Genomic DNA, 18,373 nt, shown 5'->3' on the forward strand with positions numbered 1-18,373 from the left:
TTATTTATCTTCTTTTTTCATAAAAAACTTATGGTGCGGTAAATCAACATTCAATGCCTCTAATTGTTTCTTTTCGTTGTCTAAAATCGCTTTTGCTTTTGTTTTTGTTGCTTCATCTAATCCAGCAAAGATGTCTTCATGCTTCTCTTTCTCTGGAAGTTTCACACCTAATTTTGTTAATTCTTCTTTTGCTTGCTCATGCGTTAATTTTCCGGATTTCTTTTGCTCTAAAATTGACTTCGCTTTCTCTTTTGTCTGTTCATCTAAGTTAGCAAACATGTCTCCATGTTTGCCTTTCTCCGGCATTTTCACGCCTAGCTTTGTTAATTCCTCTTTTGCTTGCTCATGCGTTAATTTTCCAGATTTCTCTTGCTCTAAAATGGACTTCGCTTTTTCTTTCGCCTGTTCATCTAATCCCGCAAACATTTCTTTGTGCTTACCCTTTTCCGGGAACTTCACGCCTAATTTTGTTAATTCTTCTTTTGCTTGTTCTCGTGTTAATTTACCAGACTTCTCTTGCTCTAAAATGGACTTCGCTTTTTCTTTCGCCTGTTCATCTAATCCTGCAAACATGTCTTTACGCTTCTCTTTCTCTGGAAGCTTTACACCTAGTTCCTCTAACTGTTTCTTTGTATCGTCCATAATTGTTTTTACTTTTTGTTTTGTAGCGTCATCCAAATCCTTTTTCGCCGTTTTTGCAGGCTGATCCACTGCTGGAGTATTCGTTGCCGCGAATGCCGGAATGCCGACTCCTCCAATGATTCCGAATGATAAAGCACCTGCAATCGCTAAATAACCAACTGTTTTCTTCTTCATAGGAAATTTCCTCCTTCATATTTCTAATGCATGTACACTTTCGTATACAATGCCTATAGTAATGTCGGTTTCTTAACATTTCCTTAACGATTTAACAAAAAAACACCGCTCGTAATGAGCGGTGTTTCTCTATGCTTTTTGTAATTGTAACTCTTCACGTTCCATTATTTTTCTTAATACAATTGTTTGTGTCATTGTAAATAAGTTACCTGTTATCCAGTACAACACAAGTCCTGATGGCGCCGCAAACCCCATAAATAGAATCATTGCCGGCATCATAATTTGCTGCATCTTTAGCATCTGTACTTGTTCTCCAGGTGTAATATTCGATTGGAAAACTTTCATCTGAATAAATGTCGTTAACGCTGCAATAATCGGTAATATATGATATGGATCTGCATGTCCTAGGTTCACCCATAAAAACGAAGATGTGCGAATCTCTTCAGTTCTGCTGATCGCATAATACAAAGCAGAGAAAATCGGCATTTGTATAAAAATTGGCCAGCAACCAGCAAGTGGATTCCAACCGCCTGATTTCATTAGTTCTGACATTTCTTTTTGATACTGCTTTTGTTTTTCAAGGTCTTTGCTTACATCACCGTACTTTTTCTTTAGCTTCTGCAATTCAGGTTGCATTTTCTTCATTTTCGCTTGGCTGCGATATTGCGAAACAGCTAATGGAATCATTGCTGAACGAATAACGAGCGTCATAATAATGATAGCAATCCCAAAGCTAGCTCCAGGTATATGATGAGCAACAAATTGAATCATAAACGAGATTGGATATACAAAATAATGATCCCAAATTCCCGTACTATGTGCATCAATTGGGGCTGCATTACTGCAACCAGATAAAACAAAAACAAATAATAATGATAAACTAACGAGCACAGCTCGGTATGATTTTAACATGTTCATTCCTCCAATGTTTCGTAATTATTTAGCGAAACATTGGCGTATACGGACCGACCTCGTCATTCTCTTCACTTGATTCTTGTCTGCGTACAGAACGAATCATTCCATATTTATAAAAAATAGAAAATAGCGGTACATTTCCCGCACTATCTTCACATGTATCAACTAACGCAAAAGCTCTTTGTCTACCGCTTGATGCTTGTTGACGCACAAAGCGAGAAACATTAGCAAGGAAGAAAACTTCTAATAAACAAAGTGCCGTCGTTACAAACGATATATATAGAATTGCATCCTGCAATAAAAATTCCATCGCTTCACATCCTTAATAAGGTCATTTTAGCACATCGGGCAAATATTCTCTATTTCCTTTTATTTTCAAAAAAAGTATTTTGCATATTTTCTCAAGAAAACAATAATTAAGAAACGTTGTATTCGCTTTCTTTAGCATATTCACACACATCAATGAATAGGCTTGATTTATTAGAAATTTATAAAATTTTTGCATTATAATAAAACTATTGCCAGTTTTTGAAAAAACCTTTATTCTCTTCTTGTAATCAAAAATGAATATGGAGATGAAACATACTATGGGTCAACTAGGAGACGCCGATTACGTTCCCGACACCGCCTTTTTATCCTTCCCAGCAGCTAAAACATTTCACTTAGAATTTATGATACAGTTGGTTGTTATTTTTATAGCTTCTATTTTGTATGCAATTTCTATGAATATGTTTTTTATCCCGCATAATATGATTAGCGGTGGATTCGCTGGTGTAGGGATGATTATCGGTTATTTAATGCACTACAATATCGGTGCACTTATCTTTTTACTAAACATTCCTCTTCTTATTTTAAGTCACTTTTACTTAGGCAAGAAGACAACCTTTTTAACAGCTTACTTTGTAGCTGTGTCATCGTTAGCGATGAACATTATCCCGGTACACCAAGTTTCAGACGATATTTTACTTTCTTCTGTATTCGGTGGTGTTATCTGCGGAGCAGCTTCAGGAATTATATTCCGATTTGCTTCTTCAACAGGTGGTTTTGATGTTGTTGGATTGATTGTAGCGAAATATCGAGATGTTTCAATTGGAGCAATCATATTTGTATTCAACTTAATCTTACTTGTAGCAGCAGGTTTTATTTTCGGATGGGATATTACACTTTATACGTTAATTAGTCGATTTGTAGTCAGCAAAGTTATCGACGCTGTGCATACGAAACATATTAAATTAACGATAATGACTATTACAGAAAAAGGCGAGGAAATAAAAAGCGCACTACTACATCACGGCATACGCGGGGTGACAATGGTAGACGCTGTCGGCGGCTATACAAACCATAAGAAAAAAATGATTTACACTGTCGTGACTCGCTATGAGTTAGGCGAAATGAAACGTATTATCCGTCAAGTGGATAACAAAGCATTTATGAACATTACTGAAACAGTTGAAATTGTCGGCCGTTTCAAACGCATATAAAAAGGTTAATAAATTAAAGGGCATAACATATTAGTCATATATAATATGTTATGCCCTTTGTTATTCAACTAACGTACCTTTTAGCATAATAAAATCACTAAGTTTATTACTACAAATCGGAGGATAGCATTCCATATACAATACTATCTGTCCATTCATCTTTATTCCAAAAATCTTGTATGAAATGGGCTTCCTTTCTCATACCTATTCGTTCACACAATTTTTGTGAAGCTGTATTACGTGCATCAAGATTAGCCTGTATACGATGTACATTACATTCATTAAATAATTTCAATACCAAACTACTTACTGCTTCTGTCGCCAAACCTCTCCTAGCTACTTCATTTGAAAAACTATAACCAATCTCAACAGTGTCTTTCATATTTGTGTACCATACGGATAAATCACCAACTACTTTAGTTTTGTATATAACTGCCAAACTTAATATTGTTTCTTTAGTAAGTACATTATTTGCTAACTTCTTATTAAATCTTTTCTGCATGTCTTCATGAGTCCACTTATTATGTAATAGGAACTTACATGTATCATCACTATTATAAATAGCAAATACATCCTGTAAATCAGTACTCTTAAAAGGTCTAATTATTAATCTTTCTGTTGTGAACTCCAAGTTAGCTCTCCTCCCTTACATTCATGCTATAAAACATTTTTTATAGTATTTAAGCCTCATTCTTAGATCTCACCTTGATTACATATTTCATCATAATAAATTAAAATCCTTCTTCCACTAAACTGCACCGTTAATGGTATTTCCTTGCGCTTTTTATTTTTTACACTTATTACAAAATCAGATAATTCTATTATTATTATGTCTATAAATGTGTTATAATGAAAGCAGACTCACAAAAAAAGAGTATATAGACTTGGAAGTTTCTCTTATTTTACAAGCAAAAAGAAACGAGCAGTCGGGTATATTTCAGACACCATACACGTAACGGTTTAAACAACCGATCATCTTAGTTACTCTTCAATGATCTTTTTATAAAAAGATACGTACAATTAAAACTCACTTCAATATACTATACCTACCTTTTTGACTTCCAAATCATCTTATTACATAAGGAGATGAACATATGAATCAATATATACGATATACAATAGCTGTCCTGTTTGCTATTATCGGCGGAACAATCTGCTTCTGGACAAACACTCAGCTTGGAGAGAATATCATCTTTAATGGAATCGAAACACTTGTAAGCGCTTCAATTTTAGGCGGATACATTTACTTCCTCTTTAATCCAGAAGAAAATGCTCAAAAAACAATGTTATTAACAATGATCGGAATCGTTGGTGGATGTATTTCCTACTCAATGACAAACTATACATTACCACTTCAATTAAGCTCAGCTTTCTTCCACGGTCTATGGACTTGGTTCATTGCATTCTGCCTAGCAGACGTATTCAACCTATTACAAGACAATGAAGAAGATAGCGGTCGCCAAATTGAAAGTAACTCTTAAGCTGGAAGATACTCTTCCAGCTTTTTCATGTTGGTTTGCATACCCCGCATCACGATAAAAAGAAGTTGCCCTCACAGCAACTTCTTTTCCATATACCCCACTTCGTATTCACTAAAATATATCAACGATTTTTCAAATATATCGATCGTTTCTCCACTTATATCAACGATTTTTTCATTATATCGACGCTTCGACACAAGATATCGATTTACCGACAAATTTCGACACTCAAAACGCACAACATACCCTATCCACCAAGCAATTTACTGCCGAACTCTACAATTAAAAAGATAATTAATAAGATCGCGAGTATCTTTAATGCTACATATGCCACTTTAAAAACAGCATAAATGAGCAAGACGATTAAAATAATCGTTAAAATTTCCATCTAGAATTCCTCCAACCTTTGCTCTTCTTATCTCATTTTACTCGTCCTAGGCTGTTTATGGAACGGCATAAGATGACATAGAAAAAAGAGGATACCTCACCCATCGTAAGATACCCTCTCTTTCAGCTGCTCAAACCATTCTCTTTCTAATTGTAAATATCCCATCTCACTCTTCTCGGCGCTCTTTAATTCTTGATTGGCTTTCTTCATATAAGTACGGGACGCTTCCATATTACCCTCTACATATCTAATAATTCCTTGTGTACGGTAATATCCACTTAGGTCCATTTTTGTAATAGCCTTTGCATGTTCCTTTGCTTCTTGCAAAGACAGACTATCCATCTGATAAAGGGCTTTATATAAAAGGTACCAACTATGAAAACTACTAACGAAAAACTTATTTTCTTTCGTTACAGGTAGTTGAACAATTCGTTCTATATACGGTATCGCTCTTTCCATTCCCTCTTGATCTGCACGAGCAAAAAAGACGAGCATAAGTCTACTCATTATCTCTCTTATCCCTTTATTCTCTTTTATTTTCTCCTCACTCAATTCTACTAACCTTTCATCCCAATCTTTCGGTCTTTTATAACTAAATAACTCACTCGATATTTGAATCTCATATAAGTGATTTCTAGCTCTTTCATCATCTTTAATTAAAATAAGAAATTGCATCCCATCACTCATAAGCATTCCTTTTATCGGCACAATTGTAACCGCAAAGATTGCAAAATGGAAAAAGGAAAAATATAAAAGATATTGATAATAACTCACCATATATATGTAACCGGAAGTAATACCAAATAGTAAACTCGTAATCGGTCCACCTAAAGTGAGCCACGCCCACTTTTTCGAAAGATTCGGTGTCTCTATAGAAGGTGGTACTAGTGTTGCAACACCTCCAAAGTACGCCCACAATTTATTTTCTCGAATGCGTAATTTTCCCTTTTCTTTTTGAATAGTAATGGGTCCTACTGTCATAAATTTAAATGTCAAACCACCTATTACACCAAATACTACATGTCCTAGCTCATGAATGGCTAACACTAACAATGAAATTCCAACTATTGCCCATAAGTTCAAAATTACTTCTAATTTCCCAGTTCGGATTACTCCGTATAAAATGGACAGAATTAGCGCCACTGTCATTGAGTCAGCTGGCCTTCTTAAAATATCCACCTTTTTCTCCCCTTAATAAATCATTTTTCTTTGCATTTCGTACATGAACTTCCCGAGATGCAATATCCAAATAAATGAGATTAAGCCAATTAATACAAAATCGATATCACTAGCAGCTGTATATATAACGGCAGCCCACCATACATATGCCAATATTGTATTCGTAAATTCATACGCTTTATATCCAGCCTCATGCACAATGTGCTTTAATCCTTCATCTGCGTTTTTCGTCCACATTTTCATAGATTCCATATACGTTACACCTTGTTCAGGATATAGCTTATTATAACGATTTTTTGTTATAAGTCCGATAATTACTACAGTAGTTAAACAAACAATAGAAGCTACTAAATTCCACACCGCAAATGAAACATTTGTATCCTGCAACAGTGCACGTCTACATGTAATAACTGCATATACAAACCATGCCTGCGTAACTATATCGCCTACACGTAAATATATACTTATAATGCCTAATTTTCTGCCTTGTACGCTCTCTTCTTCATCGCGTGCCTCTGCTAACATACGTGTATTCTTCCAAGTATAGTACATCATTAAGATTCCAAAAATAGTACATATACCTATAAATGTATTGGATGATAATTTTCTCGGTTCATCCGAGAGTAAATTTAAAGCTATATAAGACGTTAAAAAGCCACCCATCATACTTAATGCTATTTTCCCCACAGAATCAAATTGTTTTTTTCGTTTACTCTTCATCGTCCTCTTCCCCCTCTACTAACGTAAATATTTCCTCCACCGGTACATTGAAAATTTGTGCGATTTTTAACGACAATACGATAGATGGTGCATAATCCCCGCGCTCAATTAAACTAATCGTTTGCCGTGATGATCCAATCGCTTTCCCTAAATCCCCTTGTGATAAACGATGCTTTGCTCGCAATTCCCTCACTCGATTTTGAAGCTTCATGTCTTCCCTCTTTTTCATTTATTTAATTAAAATTGTAAATAATATCCTTATCTTTGTCAATTATAATTGTCATTACGACTATAATAATTGACAAGATACTTATTTCTTATCCTGTATCAAATTCCTATAAAGAATGTAAAATGTGCATTAAACATAGTCTTAAAAATAAAAAAGTCAGTGCTTTTGCACTGACTTCCTAAATTCTGACATAGAATGGATTTCATATTAACTTGCGTTTTGTAGTAATACTCGTTTTAACTGCTTACGGAAACGAATACCTAACGTAACCGCTACAATCACAATAACTCCAAAAATGATTTTACCGATATGACCTTCTAGCACTCCAAAGATATCATGTAAGTTTCCACCTAACCAGTAACCACCGATTAAGAAGAATGATACCCAAAATAGAGCACCTGAATAAATTGTAATGGCAAAACGACGGAATGGTAAATTAATAATTCCTGCAAAGTATCCTGTGAAATGACGTACACCAGGAATAAAGAAACCAATAAAAATTAAGAAGTACCCATACTTATCAAACCACATTCTCGTTAAGTCAATTTTTCTTTGCGTTAAAAATACGTATTTCCCATACTTTTGAATGAAAGGCATACCTAATTTATTTCCTAAAAAGTATTGAATCGTCATTCCTACACTTGTCCCAATAAAGGATAGAATAATTAAAATCGGTAAACTTAAATCACCCTTATGTGCTAAAAATCCCGCATATGCTAACGTTGGCTCTCCCGGAAACGGAAGTGCAATATATTCTAACAGCAAGCCGACAAGTACAACATAGTACCCGTATTGCTGAAATAATTCATGAATCCATTCCATGTCATCTCTCCTTTCAATCACGTACAACTTCTTACTATTATTGTATAAAAAAATTGTCGAAATAACTATCACAATAGCTTACATTTTTATTACATTTTTGTAAGGGTCACACTAGTAATTTTCGTTCTTTATTAAATAGTAAAAATCATTTTTCAAGTCGAAATAGCGAAAAGGCGCATTAATAACATGCAGATTTTATCCATTTTTTAGCACTAAAAACCTCTCTTATTTTGTTCTCAATAAAAAACCATCACAAACTCATACTAACTTCATATTAGCTTCATATATGTATTGTAAGATTATATCGGAATTTGTTGAAAAATTTAACCAATATATGACTAAGCATTAATTTGAATAAATATAAGTCGTTTTTCGAAATTGAAAAAAGGGTGAATACGAAATGGAAGCATATAAAATGCACGATTTTATTAATACAAATGTTGAATCTCATCAAAATGAAACCGTTTTTAATTTACAAATATGTGAAACAAGTGAATTTGACGTAAGTTTAACAAAATCTACAACACTATCTTTTATCGTTTCAAAAAAGAATATTAAAATTGTCACGAAAAAATGGATTAATTCAAATCAAGAAAGCATGATTGGCAAAAGCTACATCATTCCAACAAAAGCTTTTCATTATTTCTTACCAATCATCTCTGAAAATGAAGATGAGCTAAATATTCAAGTTCAAAGTTTTGGACTACGTGGTGAGCTTTTATTAAATGAAAGATTACTTATTGATAACAACAACAAACACAACAGCAAAATCACTACATTCTTTGAAACATTAGATGAAAATGTAAATAAAGCATTACGAGGATTACAACTTCATTGTATGTAAGACTCTTACGATAGTAAAAGGAGAATAACAATGAAAAAATTATTATTAAGCGCACTATTATCATTAGGATTTTTAACTCTTCCATTCTCTAGCGCAGAGGCAGCTACAACGAAAGATCAATTAATCGTAGACACTCAGTTAAATAAAATGGATTATTATCAGGATGGAAAATTTATAAAAAGTTTTACTGTCGCTACTGGAAAAGCTGCAACACCTACACCTAAAGGCACTTTTCAAATCGTAAATAAAATTAAAAATCGCCCTTATTATACAGGCAAAATTAAAGGCGGCGATCCACGTAATCCACTTGGTGACCGTTGGCTCGGATTAAATATGGCAGGAACTTACGGAACAACTTATGCGATTCACGGAACTAACAATAATCAAGCAATCGGCAAATGGACAACACTTGGTTGTATTCGTATGTATAACAATGATATACACTGGTTATTTGAGCGCGTTCAGCAACAAGCTACTGTCACTGTAAAATAGCCTAAAAACAAGATTTATGTGTAGCCAAGAATTTTATGTCTTGGCTTATTTTATTTATTCATTTACAGTAGCAAAACAACTGTATTTACATATATAATAGGAATAGATTTGATTAGCTAATATTTAAACATTGATAAACGTAGATATTAAAATTATACAGTTATAATGTTTTATAAATTTTATAATACATACTATAATAGAACTACTGTAATTCTGAACTATTCAGTAACACTAAACTATTCCCCTTGCTACCTTCATGATTATTTTATAGCGGGGGCTTATTATATGTATAAACAATCTGAGTCACTCGAAAAATGATGAATTCGAATATTGCAGTAAAAAGCGTTATTTAGGAGGTGTTACTATGACGCATATACTGGTGATTGAAGACAACCCAGATATACAAGAACTTATTCGTGAATTTCTAATGGCACAAAACTTTACAGTTGATGTAGTTGGTGCTGGAACAGAAGGTATTCTTCTTTTCCAAAAAAATTCATACGATCTTGTCCTCCTCGATGTAATGTTACCAGATATAGATGGCTATAGTATTTGTAAAATTATGCGAGGACAATCTGATGTACCAATCATTATGTTAACAGGCTTACATAATGAAGAAAGTGAAATTAAAGGATTTGAGTTAGGTATTGATGACTATATTACGAAACCGTTCCATTATACTGTATTTATTAAGCGTGTAGAGGCTGTATTAAGAAGGGCAGCAACGAAGGAAGCAGAAGCTGCAACTATACTACAATTCCATGAATTGATGTTAAACTCTACAGCATATGCAGCTTATGTTCATGGTAATCAAATTGAATTGACAACAAAAGAATTTGAAATTATTTATACTTTACTGCAAAATCGAGGAAAAGTATTATCAAGAAGTGATTTGTTGAATAAGGTATGGGGCTATGAACATTATGGTGATGTAAGAGTTATAGATACACATATTAAAAACTTAAGAAAAAAATTAGGAATTCCTTATATTAAAACGGTGAAAGGCATTGGCTACAAAATCGAATCGTAGCAAAGACAACATCACCAAAAATATTTTCATCAAAACCTTATTATTTTGTATTCTTTTATCACTTTGTCTTTATCAAATTATTTACTTTCTAGCTTCAAACTACGATAAAGAACGTTTTGCGAAAGAAAATGGAACGCCGACTACAGAACAGGCCGATTCAGATAAGCAAAACGACGGAAGTAAAACGAAGCAAAATAAAGCTGTGTCAGAGGGGAGCATTTCTAATTTCCAATCTTCTATTATAGATTATAAATCTCTTTCTACAGCTATCAATCACCTTTTGCAGCCTAGCCAAACTGTAAAGGCAAAAGAACATACACAAAATCTTTCGGGGAAAAATAGCACTTCTAATCCGCCTACAGAAGCAGAAAAGAAAGCCGCTAATAATGATGCCTTACATACACAAAATGCAGCAAGTAAAACAAATGATACAAATGATAATCCAAAGTTAGCAGATGCGTTGCAGCAATTAGCTCCACATATTGGCGCGACAATGCTTGCATTATCACTACTCGGATCTTTAATTTATACAAAACTAATTGCCAAACCTTTTCAATATATGAGCGATGCTTTAAAAGATATTATGAATCTTGATTTCTCAGATAAAAAGCTACTTAACAAAAATACAGATCAAACAGATTTTAATTTGCAAGTAGCTGCTTCACAAGTACCAAATATTGTGAAGAATTTACATGCAAGCAATCAAGATTTAAGAAATGAGCTCAAGAAGGAACAACAATTAGAACAATCTCGTAAAGAATTTATGTCTATGGTATCCCATGAATTAAAAACACCAATCGCAGCCGTTATGGGACAACTAGATGGCATGATTCACGGAATTGGAGCTTATAAAGATAGAGATAAGTATTTGAAACGTTCCTACGAGATGATGCAAGACATTAACATATTAACGGAAAAAATGTCGGAATTATCCAAAATACAAAACCCTCAATTTAAACCTAATTTAGAAGTCATTTCTTTATCTAATATTATTGAGGATGTTATGAAGAAAGTAGATTACTTTGTATCTGTAAAACAATTAAATGTACAATCTAATATTAAACACGACGTACAAATTTTAGCTGATCCTAAATTTATTCAAACTGCTATTTTTAACATTATTTCAAATGCAATTCATTATACAATTGACCATCAGCACGTATATATAAAGCTTTATGAAAAACCAAATGGTTACGCATTAGAAGTATTAAATACAGGTTCACAAATTGATGAAGATAAACTTGCTCATTTATTTGAGCCTTTCTATCGCGCAAACCCTGATAAACACGGTTTAGTACAAGGTAGTGGTCTTGGATTATATATCGTGAAACAAATATTAGATAAACATCAGTTTCCTTATGGGATACAAAACACGCCTCAAGGTGTAAAATGTTCTATTGTATTCCCAAAAGCAATGTAAAAACCTACTACAATTTCATACCCCAAATTCATACTTCGTATGAGTGGCGGAATTTTGTAGAGTATATGACTCTGTTTCGTTCGCCCGTTATCCTTATTTGGATAGCGGGCGTTTTTTATTACTTAAAAGGAGGATTTTTTATGGAAAAGTTTAAATATTCATTGCTCGTTTTATTCGGTGCTTGCAGCTATGGCATACTTTCAACTATTTTCAAACTCGGATTCATAAATGGATTTTCAGCACATCAACTATTAGGGGGACAATATGTCTTCGGATGGATTGGACTATTTCTACTCGTTCTTTTCTTTTCACGTCATAAAGTAACAAAAAAACAATTCTTTTCCTTACTAACCGTCGGAACAACAATGAGTATGACCGGGATTTTCTACGCTATTTCTGTAGAAGAACTACCCGCATCTATCGCTGTCGTCCTACTCTTTCAGTTCACTTGGATTGGTGTCATTATCGAAGCAATTGCAAATCGAACATTTCCAAGCCGCGATAAGATTATATCTATCCTTATTTTATTTGCTGGTACATTGTTTGCAGGTGGTGTATTTGAAGGCCTCGGACAAAGTTTTTCTACGAAAGGGATTATCTTTGGGCTATTAGCTGCTGTCTCTTTTTCATTCTATGTTTTTGCAAGCGGGCGCGTCGCTACGGATGTTCCGCCTTATACGAAAAGCTTCCTTATGACAACAAGCGCTACTCTTATCGTATGCCTATTCTTTCCGCCAACCTTTTTAACAGACGGTGCTTTGCAAGCCGGTCTATGGAAATATGCTTTCTTCCTCGGATTATTCGGCGTTGTTGTACCTGTCATTTGTTTTTCAATCGGTGTACCAAAGGTTGGAACAGGGCTTGGTACAATATTAGGTGCAGCTGAATTACCAACTGCTATTATTGCTTCTATTACACTTGTACATGAAGTCGTAACGTTCATGCAGTGGATTGGAATTATTTTCATATTAGTTGGGATCTTCACTCCTCAGCTGCTTACGGCTAGGAAAGAAAGGAAACAAAATCGCGTGCATAGCGCTTGAAAAAATACAGAATTTATATAAAAGATATAACTGCAATTAAAATAAGTAAATTTATCTGGAGGTATAAATGACTATTTTAAGCATCGTATTTTTTGCTATTATGTGTATCTTCTTCCTAATAAGATATATGAAAGAAAAGAAATTTTACGATTTACTTCTCATTCCCGTTTGTATATATGCAGAAGCAGTGAAAACTCCTTTCGTAGAGTACTTAAACTTTAATACTACATTTAAAATAACGTATGATATTGCAGCTATTATTCTTGTAATCCTTGCTGTACTTTTCTTTTTGAAAGATAAGAAAGAGAATCATACTGCATAACAAAAGACCTTTCATTTACTTGAAAGGTCTTTTTCTCTATCTCATTTTACCGCTCCATACAGCTTCTCTATCTCATGCTCAATTTGTTTTACATCGATTCGCTCAAATAATGGCTGTACGCTATCAATTCTACTTGGCAACGTATTTTGCGGTTCCCAATTTCGTTTCACAATCGACAATGTGTTTCGAACTCTTTCACTTGAAAATGGTAAAAACGGTTCAAGGAGATTTGCAAAATTAGCGATAAGATACACACAGTTATAAATCGTTTCTTCACATGAAACTGGATCACCTTCTCTTTGTTTCCAAGGCTGCTTTTCATCAAAGTATTTATTTGTAAAACGTACTGCATCAAATATTGTTTCTAGCGCCACCTTAAATTTAGTTTGCTCAATCGCCTCTCCTACACGCTTATATAATCCTTCTACTTTATCTTTCAGCTCTACCTCAATACTTCCCTTCGGCACGATACCACCATAATATTTTTCGATAAACTTTAATGTCCGGTTCACAAAGTTCCCGTATGCACCTAATAATTCACTATTATGACTGTAAATAAATTCCCGCCATGAAAAATCAGTATCGCGATTTTCTGGTGCGTTGACGGTTAAAAAGTAACGAATAGAATCTGGATCATAGCGTTCTAATATGTCAGGCACCCATACTGCCCAGTTTTTACTTGTAGATAATTTTCTTTTTTCAACTGTTAAATATTCATTCGAAACGATATGACGCGGGATTGCTTCCTCCCCTATTCCAAGTAATACCGCTGGCCAAATGACGGAATGAAACGGAATATTATCCTTTCCGTGCACATAATATGTTTTCGCTTCGCTATCCCAAAACTCTTGATCATCTTTCCCTGTTTCTTCAGCCCAATGTTTACTCGCTGAATAATAGCCTGTCACTGCTTCAATCCATACGTAAATTTTCTTATCTTCATACCCTTCTACTGGAATTGGTACCCCAATTGGTAAATCACGTGATACGGCCCTATCTAGTAATCCTTCCTTTACATATCTCTCTGTTAGTTGAATCGCATTGTCGCGCCATGTCCCTGTTTGCTTGGCAATTTCTACAGCCCTTTTAATTTGCTCCTGAAATGTATGCAATGCGAAATAGAAATGCTCTGTTTCCTGTACAGATGGTGTACTACCACATAACTTACATTTCTTTTCTAACAAATCGAGAGGATCTAAAATAGCAGAACACGCATCGCATTGATCACCTCTTGCTGCTTCATGGCAATGTGGACATATTCCTTCTACATAACGATCCGGTAAAAACTGCGTACACGTTTCACAATACGCTTGTTCCACTATTTTTTTATAAATATGTCCTTCTTCTAATAAACGTAAAAAAACATTTTGAACCGTTTCATGATGGTGCTCACTATCTGTACGTGTATAGCAATCATAAGTAAAACCAAGGCTACGAAAACATCGCTGGAACTCTTCATGATACTGATCAGCAATTTCCTTCGCTGTCACACCTTCTTGTTTTGCTCTAATTGCAATCGGTGTTCCATTACAATCACTTCCCGAAACATACAACACATTCTCACCTTTTGACCGGTAATAACGTGCTAAAATATCTCCAGGTAATAAACTCGCAATATGGCCAAGATGTAATGAACCATTCGCATATGGCCAAGCGCCCCCAATAAAAATACTCATCTTACATTCCTCCTTTAAAATATAAAAAGCCCCACCCCTATCTTAAAAAAGATAAGGGCGGGGCTGTATAAACAGTCGCGGTACCACCTTATTTCGCCAATTACTCACATAATTAGCCTTAACAAGTACGGAGCTATATGCTCTTATACTGTGGGTTTGATAACGAGTACCAACTCTCGTCGCCGCCTACTATTATCATTTGATAAGTTCAGGACGAAGCTCAAAGGCCATTGTTCAAATGAATATTCTTGCTTCTTCTCAGCTACCGAAGCTCTCTGGAAAGAATGTGTTCATCCTACTTTTCCTTTTCAACGCTTTTACGTATAACAAGTATTGTACGACTTAATCACAGAAAAATCAAACTTTTATCCAGAACGAAAAGGAAATCCCATCCTCCCGCCGAATACCTATACGTTCACAAAAGGAGTGATAACATTGAACCAAAAACAACTAAGCACTATAAATGAAAAAAGCTGGAATACAGCTGCTTATGAAGCTTGGACGAATCGCCATGGGGCGCCAGAGGATTATGCAAAAAAAATTATGGAAGATCCCACACGCGAAGTAGCACATTATTTACCTTACATACAATCTCCAAAAGGAAAACGTATTATTAACTTACTCGGCTCAAAAGGAAATAAAGCTGTCGCACTTGCCCTTTTAGGCTCTGACGTAACAGTTGTTGATATTTCAGCAAGTAATGCAAAATATGCAAATGAACTTGCGGACGCAGCAGGTGTCTCTATCCAGTATGTCGTTTCTGATGTATTAAATGTGCAGCTCTCCGAATCATTTGATATCGTATTGCTGGAACTTGGTGTACTCCATTACTTTCTAGATTTAAAACCACTCTTTCAAAAAATTGCTACTTTACTTAAGCGAGATGGAATGCTTATACTTCGTGACTATCATCCTGTTTACACAAAATTATTAGGAGTCGACCACCCATCATTTCAGGCCAATGGAAATTATTTCGATGAAGAATTAATTGAAGATGATGTTGCTTATAGCATCCTTCTTACAGAAGCACAGAAAGAATCGCTACCTAAAACAACCATCCGTCGCTGGACGCTAGGAGAAATCATTACAACACTTGCGGAAGAACGTTTTAAAATCGAAAAACTAGTTGAAGAACATGGATCTCATCAAAGATGGGTCTTTCCTTCTACTGCACCAGAAGGAATCGAAGAACGTATCCCTGGTCTATATACAATAATTGCGACAGCATGCAAAAAAGGATCCCTTCACGGATAGGATCCTTTTTGCATGCTCACGCATATAAGTTGAGGTTGGAGATTACCATAATTCTGTAGAATAGGACACAAGATATTTCAACATTTCGTCTCTGACTTACGTCGTCAAAAAGGGGTATGACCAACATAACGAAGAGTAATGTTTTTAGTTGATACTGATAATCGTTATCAACTAATTAGAAGTATACATGATGTCATTTCAAATTTCAATAGCATTTCTAATATTTATTTATGAATTTTATGATATACAAATGTATACATTTTAAGAACTTTTTCTAATACTAATCTGACTCCTTCCATTATCTGCTATAATTTTCATTGAACAGATTAATAACTTCATAATAATGTTTTTATTAATTTTGTTTTAAATATCTATAAATCATAATAAACAGTTTAAATGAGGGTAGGGGTAACGATGAAATATGTTAGTATTCGAAAAAAACTACTGTTCACACTCTTAAGCATTTCTTCTTTATTTAGTATTGCTCTTATTGTTATTCTTTCATTCGCCATGAATCAAGCAAGTGAAATCGAAACGTTAAAAAATGATGTATCAAAAAGAGCGACGATTTTAAAAGAACGTGGCGATTGGTTCCAAGCACAAGTTGCTGGTTTACAAGAATATTTGCTATCACATGATCAAAAAGGATTAGATAAGTTCAATCGAGAAGGGAAAAAATTAGCTGATACTAGAGAGAAAGTAACAAGTGACAAGAAGCTCCCAGAAGGAATGAAAGAAGCTATTTTAATGGGTGGAAAATGGCGTAGCGTCATAGATAATGAGGTACTACCTCTTGCGCGTGAAGGAAAATGGGACGAAGCATCCAAAATTGCTTTATCACAAACAGATTATGTAAATGATCTTTTAGGTCGTTTTAATAAATATACAAATGAAGAGAATGAGAAACGTGACGCATTAATTGCTGATGTCGAGTCTTCTTCATCACTTATTCAATATATTATTTTCTTCTCACTTATTACATGTACATTAACGTCTATCTTATTAGCATGGTGGTTCTCTGGTAAACTCGTTAAACCAATTCGACAAATTGATGAGAAGTTAAAAGAATTAGCTTCTCAAGACGGAGATTTAACGGCTAGATTACACGTAACAAGTAAAGATGAAATTGGTGACATTGCAAATTCCTTTAATCAAATGCTCACTAACTTACAGCATATAATAAAACAAGTTCAACAAACATCAACAAGTGTAAAAGAAGCTTCCGAAAATGTATTTATCGAAACAACCGCTTCTATGGAAAATACCGCAAGAACCCAAGAAACTATGAATGCTCTTGAACACAATATTCGTTCACAAGTTTCTAGCATTGAAGAAAGTTCAACCGCAATGGATGACATGGCAACGAGTGTTCAGCGTATCGCTGAGTCCGCCTCTTCTGTTACTAGTTTAGCTGTCACAACTTCAGAAAAAGCAGATGATGGGAATAAAGTCATTGAGAAATCTATTACACAAATGCATACAATTAACGAAGCTGTTAACGCTACATCACAAGTAGTTGAGCGACTCATTACACATACAAACCATATTGATACTGCACTTCAATCTATTTCGAATATCGCTGAGCAAACAAATTTGCTCGCTTTAAATGCTTCTATTGAAGCAGCTCGTGCTGGTGAACACGGCAAAGGATTCGCTGTTGTTGCCGATGAAGTTCGAAAACTTGCTGAACAATCTCAACTAGCCGCAACTGACATTAACCATTTACTTCATCAAATTCAAGCTGATACAAAAATAGCAAATGATATGATGACACAAGGTCAAGCAGAAGCTTCTGAAGGAATTACGGTTATTCGTACCGCCGGATCTTCATTCTCAGAAATTGTTAACCACATTAACAAAGTCTCTACACAAATGCAAGAAATGTCTGCAACTGCTGAAGAGATGGCTGCAAGCTCTGAAGAAATGAACGCAGCTTTAAATAATATCGCTTCTATTTCAAACGAAGTTGCTGCAGAAACATCACAAACAGCGCATTCGGCTGGTGATCAAGTAAACAAAATGAGTATCGTGGCTAACAAATCATCTGAAATGAAAACAATCGTACAAGAACTTGAAGTTCTCGTCTCTCATTTCAAAACAAACGCTTAAAGTGAAAATGACACGAGCTCAAAGGTATAGGAATGAAAGTTTTACAGTCTCTCTTTTTTCACTTTAAAATATCTCTTTCTATCTCTCATTCCGTCTGCTATAATTCCTAAAGGAAATAAGAAAGCTTTATTCCAACTGGAGTAAAGCTTTCT

20 protein-coding genes and 1 other annotated feature are annotated in these 18,373 nt (G+C 34.7%); of the genes, 10 read left to right on the top strand and 10 right to left on the bottom strand.

What is annotated here, in order from left to right; translation table 11 throughout:
- The 3 genes from ACTFR3_RS17205 to ACTFR3_RS17215 form a co-directional block, all read right to left on the bottom strand.
- Complete coding sequence (locus ACTFR3_RS17205; protein ID WP_000730850.1) at nt 1-816, bottom strand: hypothetical protein; 816 nt, start codon at nt 814-816, stop codon at nt 1-3.
- A gap of 129 nt (nt 817-945) precedes the next feature.
- Entirely contained in the window at nt 946-1,728 is a 783-nt protein-coding gene (gene yidC / locus ACTFR3_RS17210) for a membrane protein insertase YidC (RefSeq protein WP_000920522.1), read from the bottom strand.
- Nucleotides 1,729-1,756: 28 nt separating this feature from the next.
- Nucleotides 1,757-2,041 carry a hypothetical protein gene (locus tag ACTFR3_RS17215; RefSeq protein WP_000394930.1) on the bottom strand — a complete coding sequence of 95 codons (285 nt, stop codon included), beginning with the start codon at nt 2,039-2,041 and terminating at the stop codon, nt 1,757-1,759.
- Nucleotides 2,042-2,318: 277 nt separating this feature from the next.
- Here ACTFR3_RS17215 and ACTFR3_RS17220 point away from each other — a divergent pair, with 277 nt between their 5' ends.
- Nucleotides 2,319-3,212 carry a YitT family protein gene (locus ACTFR3_RS17220; protein ID WP_000530044.1) on the top strand — a complete coding sequence of 298 codons (894 nt, stop codon included), beginning with the start codon at nt 2,319-2,321 and terminating at the stop codon, nt 3,210-3,212.
- 109 nt (nt 3,213-3,321) lie between these two features.
- Here ACTFR3_RS17220 and ACTFR3_RS17225 read toward each other — a convergent pair whose 3' ends face one another.
- Entirely contained in the window at nt 3,322-3,843 is a 522-nt protein-coding gene (locus ACTFR3_RS17225; protein ID WP_000397308.1) for a GNAT family N-acetyltransferase, read from the bottom strand.
- A gap of 463 nt (nt 3,844-4,306) precedes the next feature.
- Between ACTFR3_RS17225 and ACTFR3_RS17230 the strand changes: the two genes are divergently transcribed.
- Nucleotides 4,307-4,693: a DUF3938 domain-containing protein gene (locus ACTFR3_RS17230; protein WP_001077773.1), complete on the top strand. Its 387-nt coding sequence runs from the start codon at nt 4,307-4,309 to the stop codon at nt 4,691-4,693.
- A 247-nt stretch (nt 4,694-4,940) separates the two neighbouring features.
- Here the strand turns inward: ACTFR3_RS17230 and ACTFR3_RS17235 are convergent, their stop codons facing one another.
- The 5 genes from ACTFR3_RS17235 to ACTFR3_RS17255 form a co-directional block, all read right to left on the bottom strand.
- Complete coding sequence (locus ACTFR3_RS17235) at nt 4,941-5,081, bottom strand: DUF3985 family protein (protein ID WP_000404782.1); 141 nt, start codon at nt 5,079-5,081, stop codon at nt 4,941-4,943.
- A gap of 96 nt (nt 5,082-5,177) precedes the next feature.
- A complete protein-coding gene (locus ACTFR3_RS17240) occupies nt 5,178-6,230 on the bottom strand; it encodes a hypothetical protein (protein WP_440044646.1) in 1,053 nt (350 codons plus the stop codon).
- Nucleotides 6,231-6,272: 42 nt separating this feature from the next.
- Nucleotides 6,273-6,980 (bottom strand): DUF3169 family protein, encoded by a 708-nt coding sequence (locus ACTFR3_RS17245; protein WP_000837717.1) that lies wholly within the window; start codon nt 6,978-6,980, stop codon nt 6,273-6,275.
- Complete coding sequence (locus ACTFR3_RS17250; RefSeq protein WP_000776168.1) at nt 6,970-7,191, bottom strand: helix-turn-helix transcriptional regulator; 222 nt, start codon at nt 7,189-7,191, stop codon at nt 6,970-6,972. Before ACTFR3_RS17250 ends, ACTFR3_RS17245 begins: the two co-directional genes overlap by 11 nt.
- A 225-nt stretch (nt 7,192-7,416) precedes the next feature.
- Nucleotides 7,417-8,031, bottom strand: coding sequence for a DedA family protein (locus ACTFR3_RS17255; protein WP_000454754.1), 615 nt, complete (start codon nt 8,029-8,031; stop codon nt 7,417-7,419).
- A 400-nt stretch (nt 8,032-8,431) separates the two neighbouring features.
- Between ACTFR3_RS17255 and ACTFR3_RS17260 the strand changes: the two genes are divergently transcribed.
- The 6 genes from ACTFR3_RS17260 to ACTFR3_RS17285 all read left to right on the top strand — a co-directional run bounded on the left by ACTFR3_RS17260 (nt 8,432) and on the right by ACTFR3_RS17285 (nt 13,182).
- Nucleotides 8,432-8,875, top strand: a complete 444-nt coding sequence (locus tag ACTFR3_RS17260; RefSeq protein WP_000388769.1) for a DUF3978 family protein — start codon at nt 8,432-8,434, stop codon at nt 8,873-8,875.
- A 30-nt stretch (nt 8,876-8,905) separates the two neighbouring features.
- A complete protein-coding gene (locus ACTFR3_RS17265; RefSeq protein WP_000735063.1) occupies nt 8,906-9,367 on the top strand; it encodes a L,D-transpeptidase in 462 nt (153 codons plus the stop codon).
- A 364-nt stretch (nt 9,368-9,731) separates the two neighbouring features.
- Nucleotides 9,732-10,397, top strand: coding sequence for a response regulator transcription factor (locus tag ACTFR3_RS17270; RefSeq protein ID WP_000148833.1), 666 nt, complete (start codon nt 9,732-9,734; stop codon nt 10,395-10,397).
- Nucleotides 10,375-11,817, top strand: a complete 1,443-nt coding sequence (locus ACTFR3_RS17275) for a sensor histidine kinase (protein ID WP_000201958.1) — start codon at nt 10,375-10,377, stop codon at nt 11,815-11,817. The genes ACTFR3_RS17270 and ACTFR3_RS17275 overlap by 23 nt, the downstream gene beginning before the upstream one ends.
- A gap of 140 nt (nt 11,818-11,957) precedes the next feature.
- The gene (locus ACTFR3_RS17280; protein ID WP_000410484.1) at nt 11,958-12,860 is read left to right on the top strand and encodes an EamA family transporter; all 903 of its coding nucleotides are present in this window, start codon (nt 11,958-11,960) and stop codon (nt 12,858-12,860) included.
- 67 nt (nt 12,861-12,927) lie between these two features.
- A complete protein-coding gene (locus tag ACTFR3_RS17285) occupies nt 12,928-13,182 on the top strand; it encodes a hypothetical protein (protein WP_440044620.1) in 255 nt (84 codons plus the stop codon).
- Nucleotides 13,183-13,223: 41 nt separating this feature from the next.
- Here ACTFR3_RS17285 and metG read toward each other — a convergent pair whose 3' ends face one another.
- On the bottom strand, nt 13,224-14,858 hold the full coding sequence (gene metG, locus ACTFR3_RS17290; RefSeq protein WP_440044621.1) for a methionine--tRNA ligase: 1,635 nt from the start codon (nt 14,856-14,858) through the stop codon (nt 13,224-13,226).
- Between the two features lie 50 nt (nt 14,859-14,908).
- Nucleotides 14,909-15,179, bottom strand: a binding site (T-box leader).
- A 114-nt stretch (nt 15,180-15,293) separates the two neighbouring features.
- Between metG and ACTFR3_RS17295 the strand changes: the two genes are divergently transcribed.
- The gene (locus ACTFR3_RS17295) at nt 15,294-16,112 is read left to right on the top strand and encodes a class I SAM-dependent methyltransferase (RefSeq protein WP_001072260.1); all 819 of its coding nucleotides are present in this window, start codon (nt 15,294-15,296) and stop codon (nt 16,110-16,112) included.
- Nucleotides 16,113-16,526: 414 nt separating this feature from the next.
- Nucleotides 16,527-18,221 carry a methyl-accepting chemotaxis protein gene (locus ACTFR3_RS17300; RefSeq protein ID WP_000878446.1) on the top strand — a complete coding sequence of 565 codons (1,695 nt, stop codon included), beginning with the start codon at nt 16,527-16,529 and terminating at the stop codon, nt 18,219-18,221.
- Nucleotides 18,222-18,373 lie beyond the last annotated feature (152 nt).

The sequence above is a fragment of the Bacillus cereus group sp. MYBK14-1 genome (assembly GCF_051916885.1).
Classification (GTDB): domain Bacteria; phylum Bacillota; class Bacilli; order Bacillales; family Bacillaceae_G; genus Bacillus_A; species Bacillus_A cereus.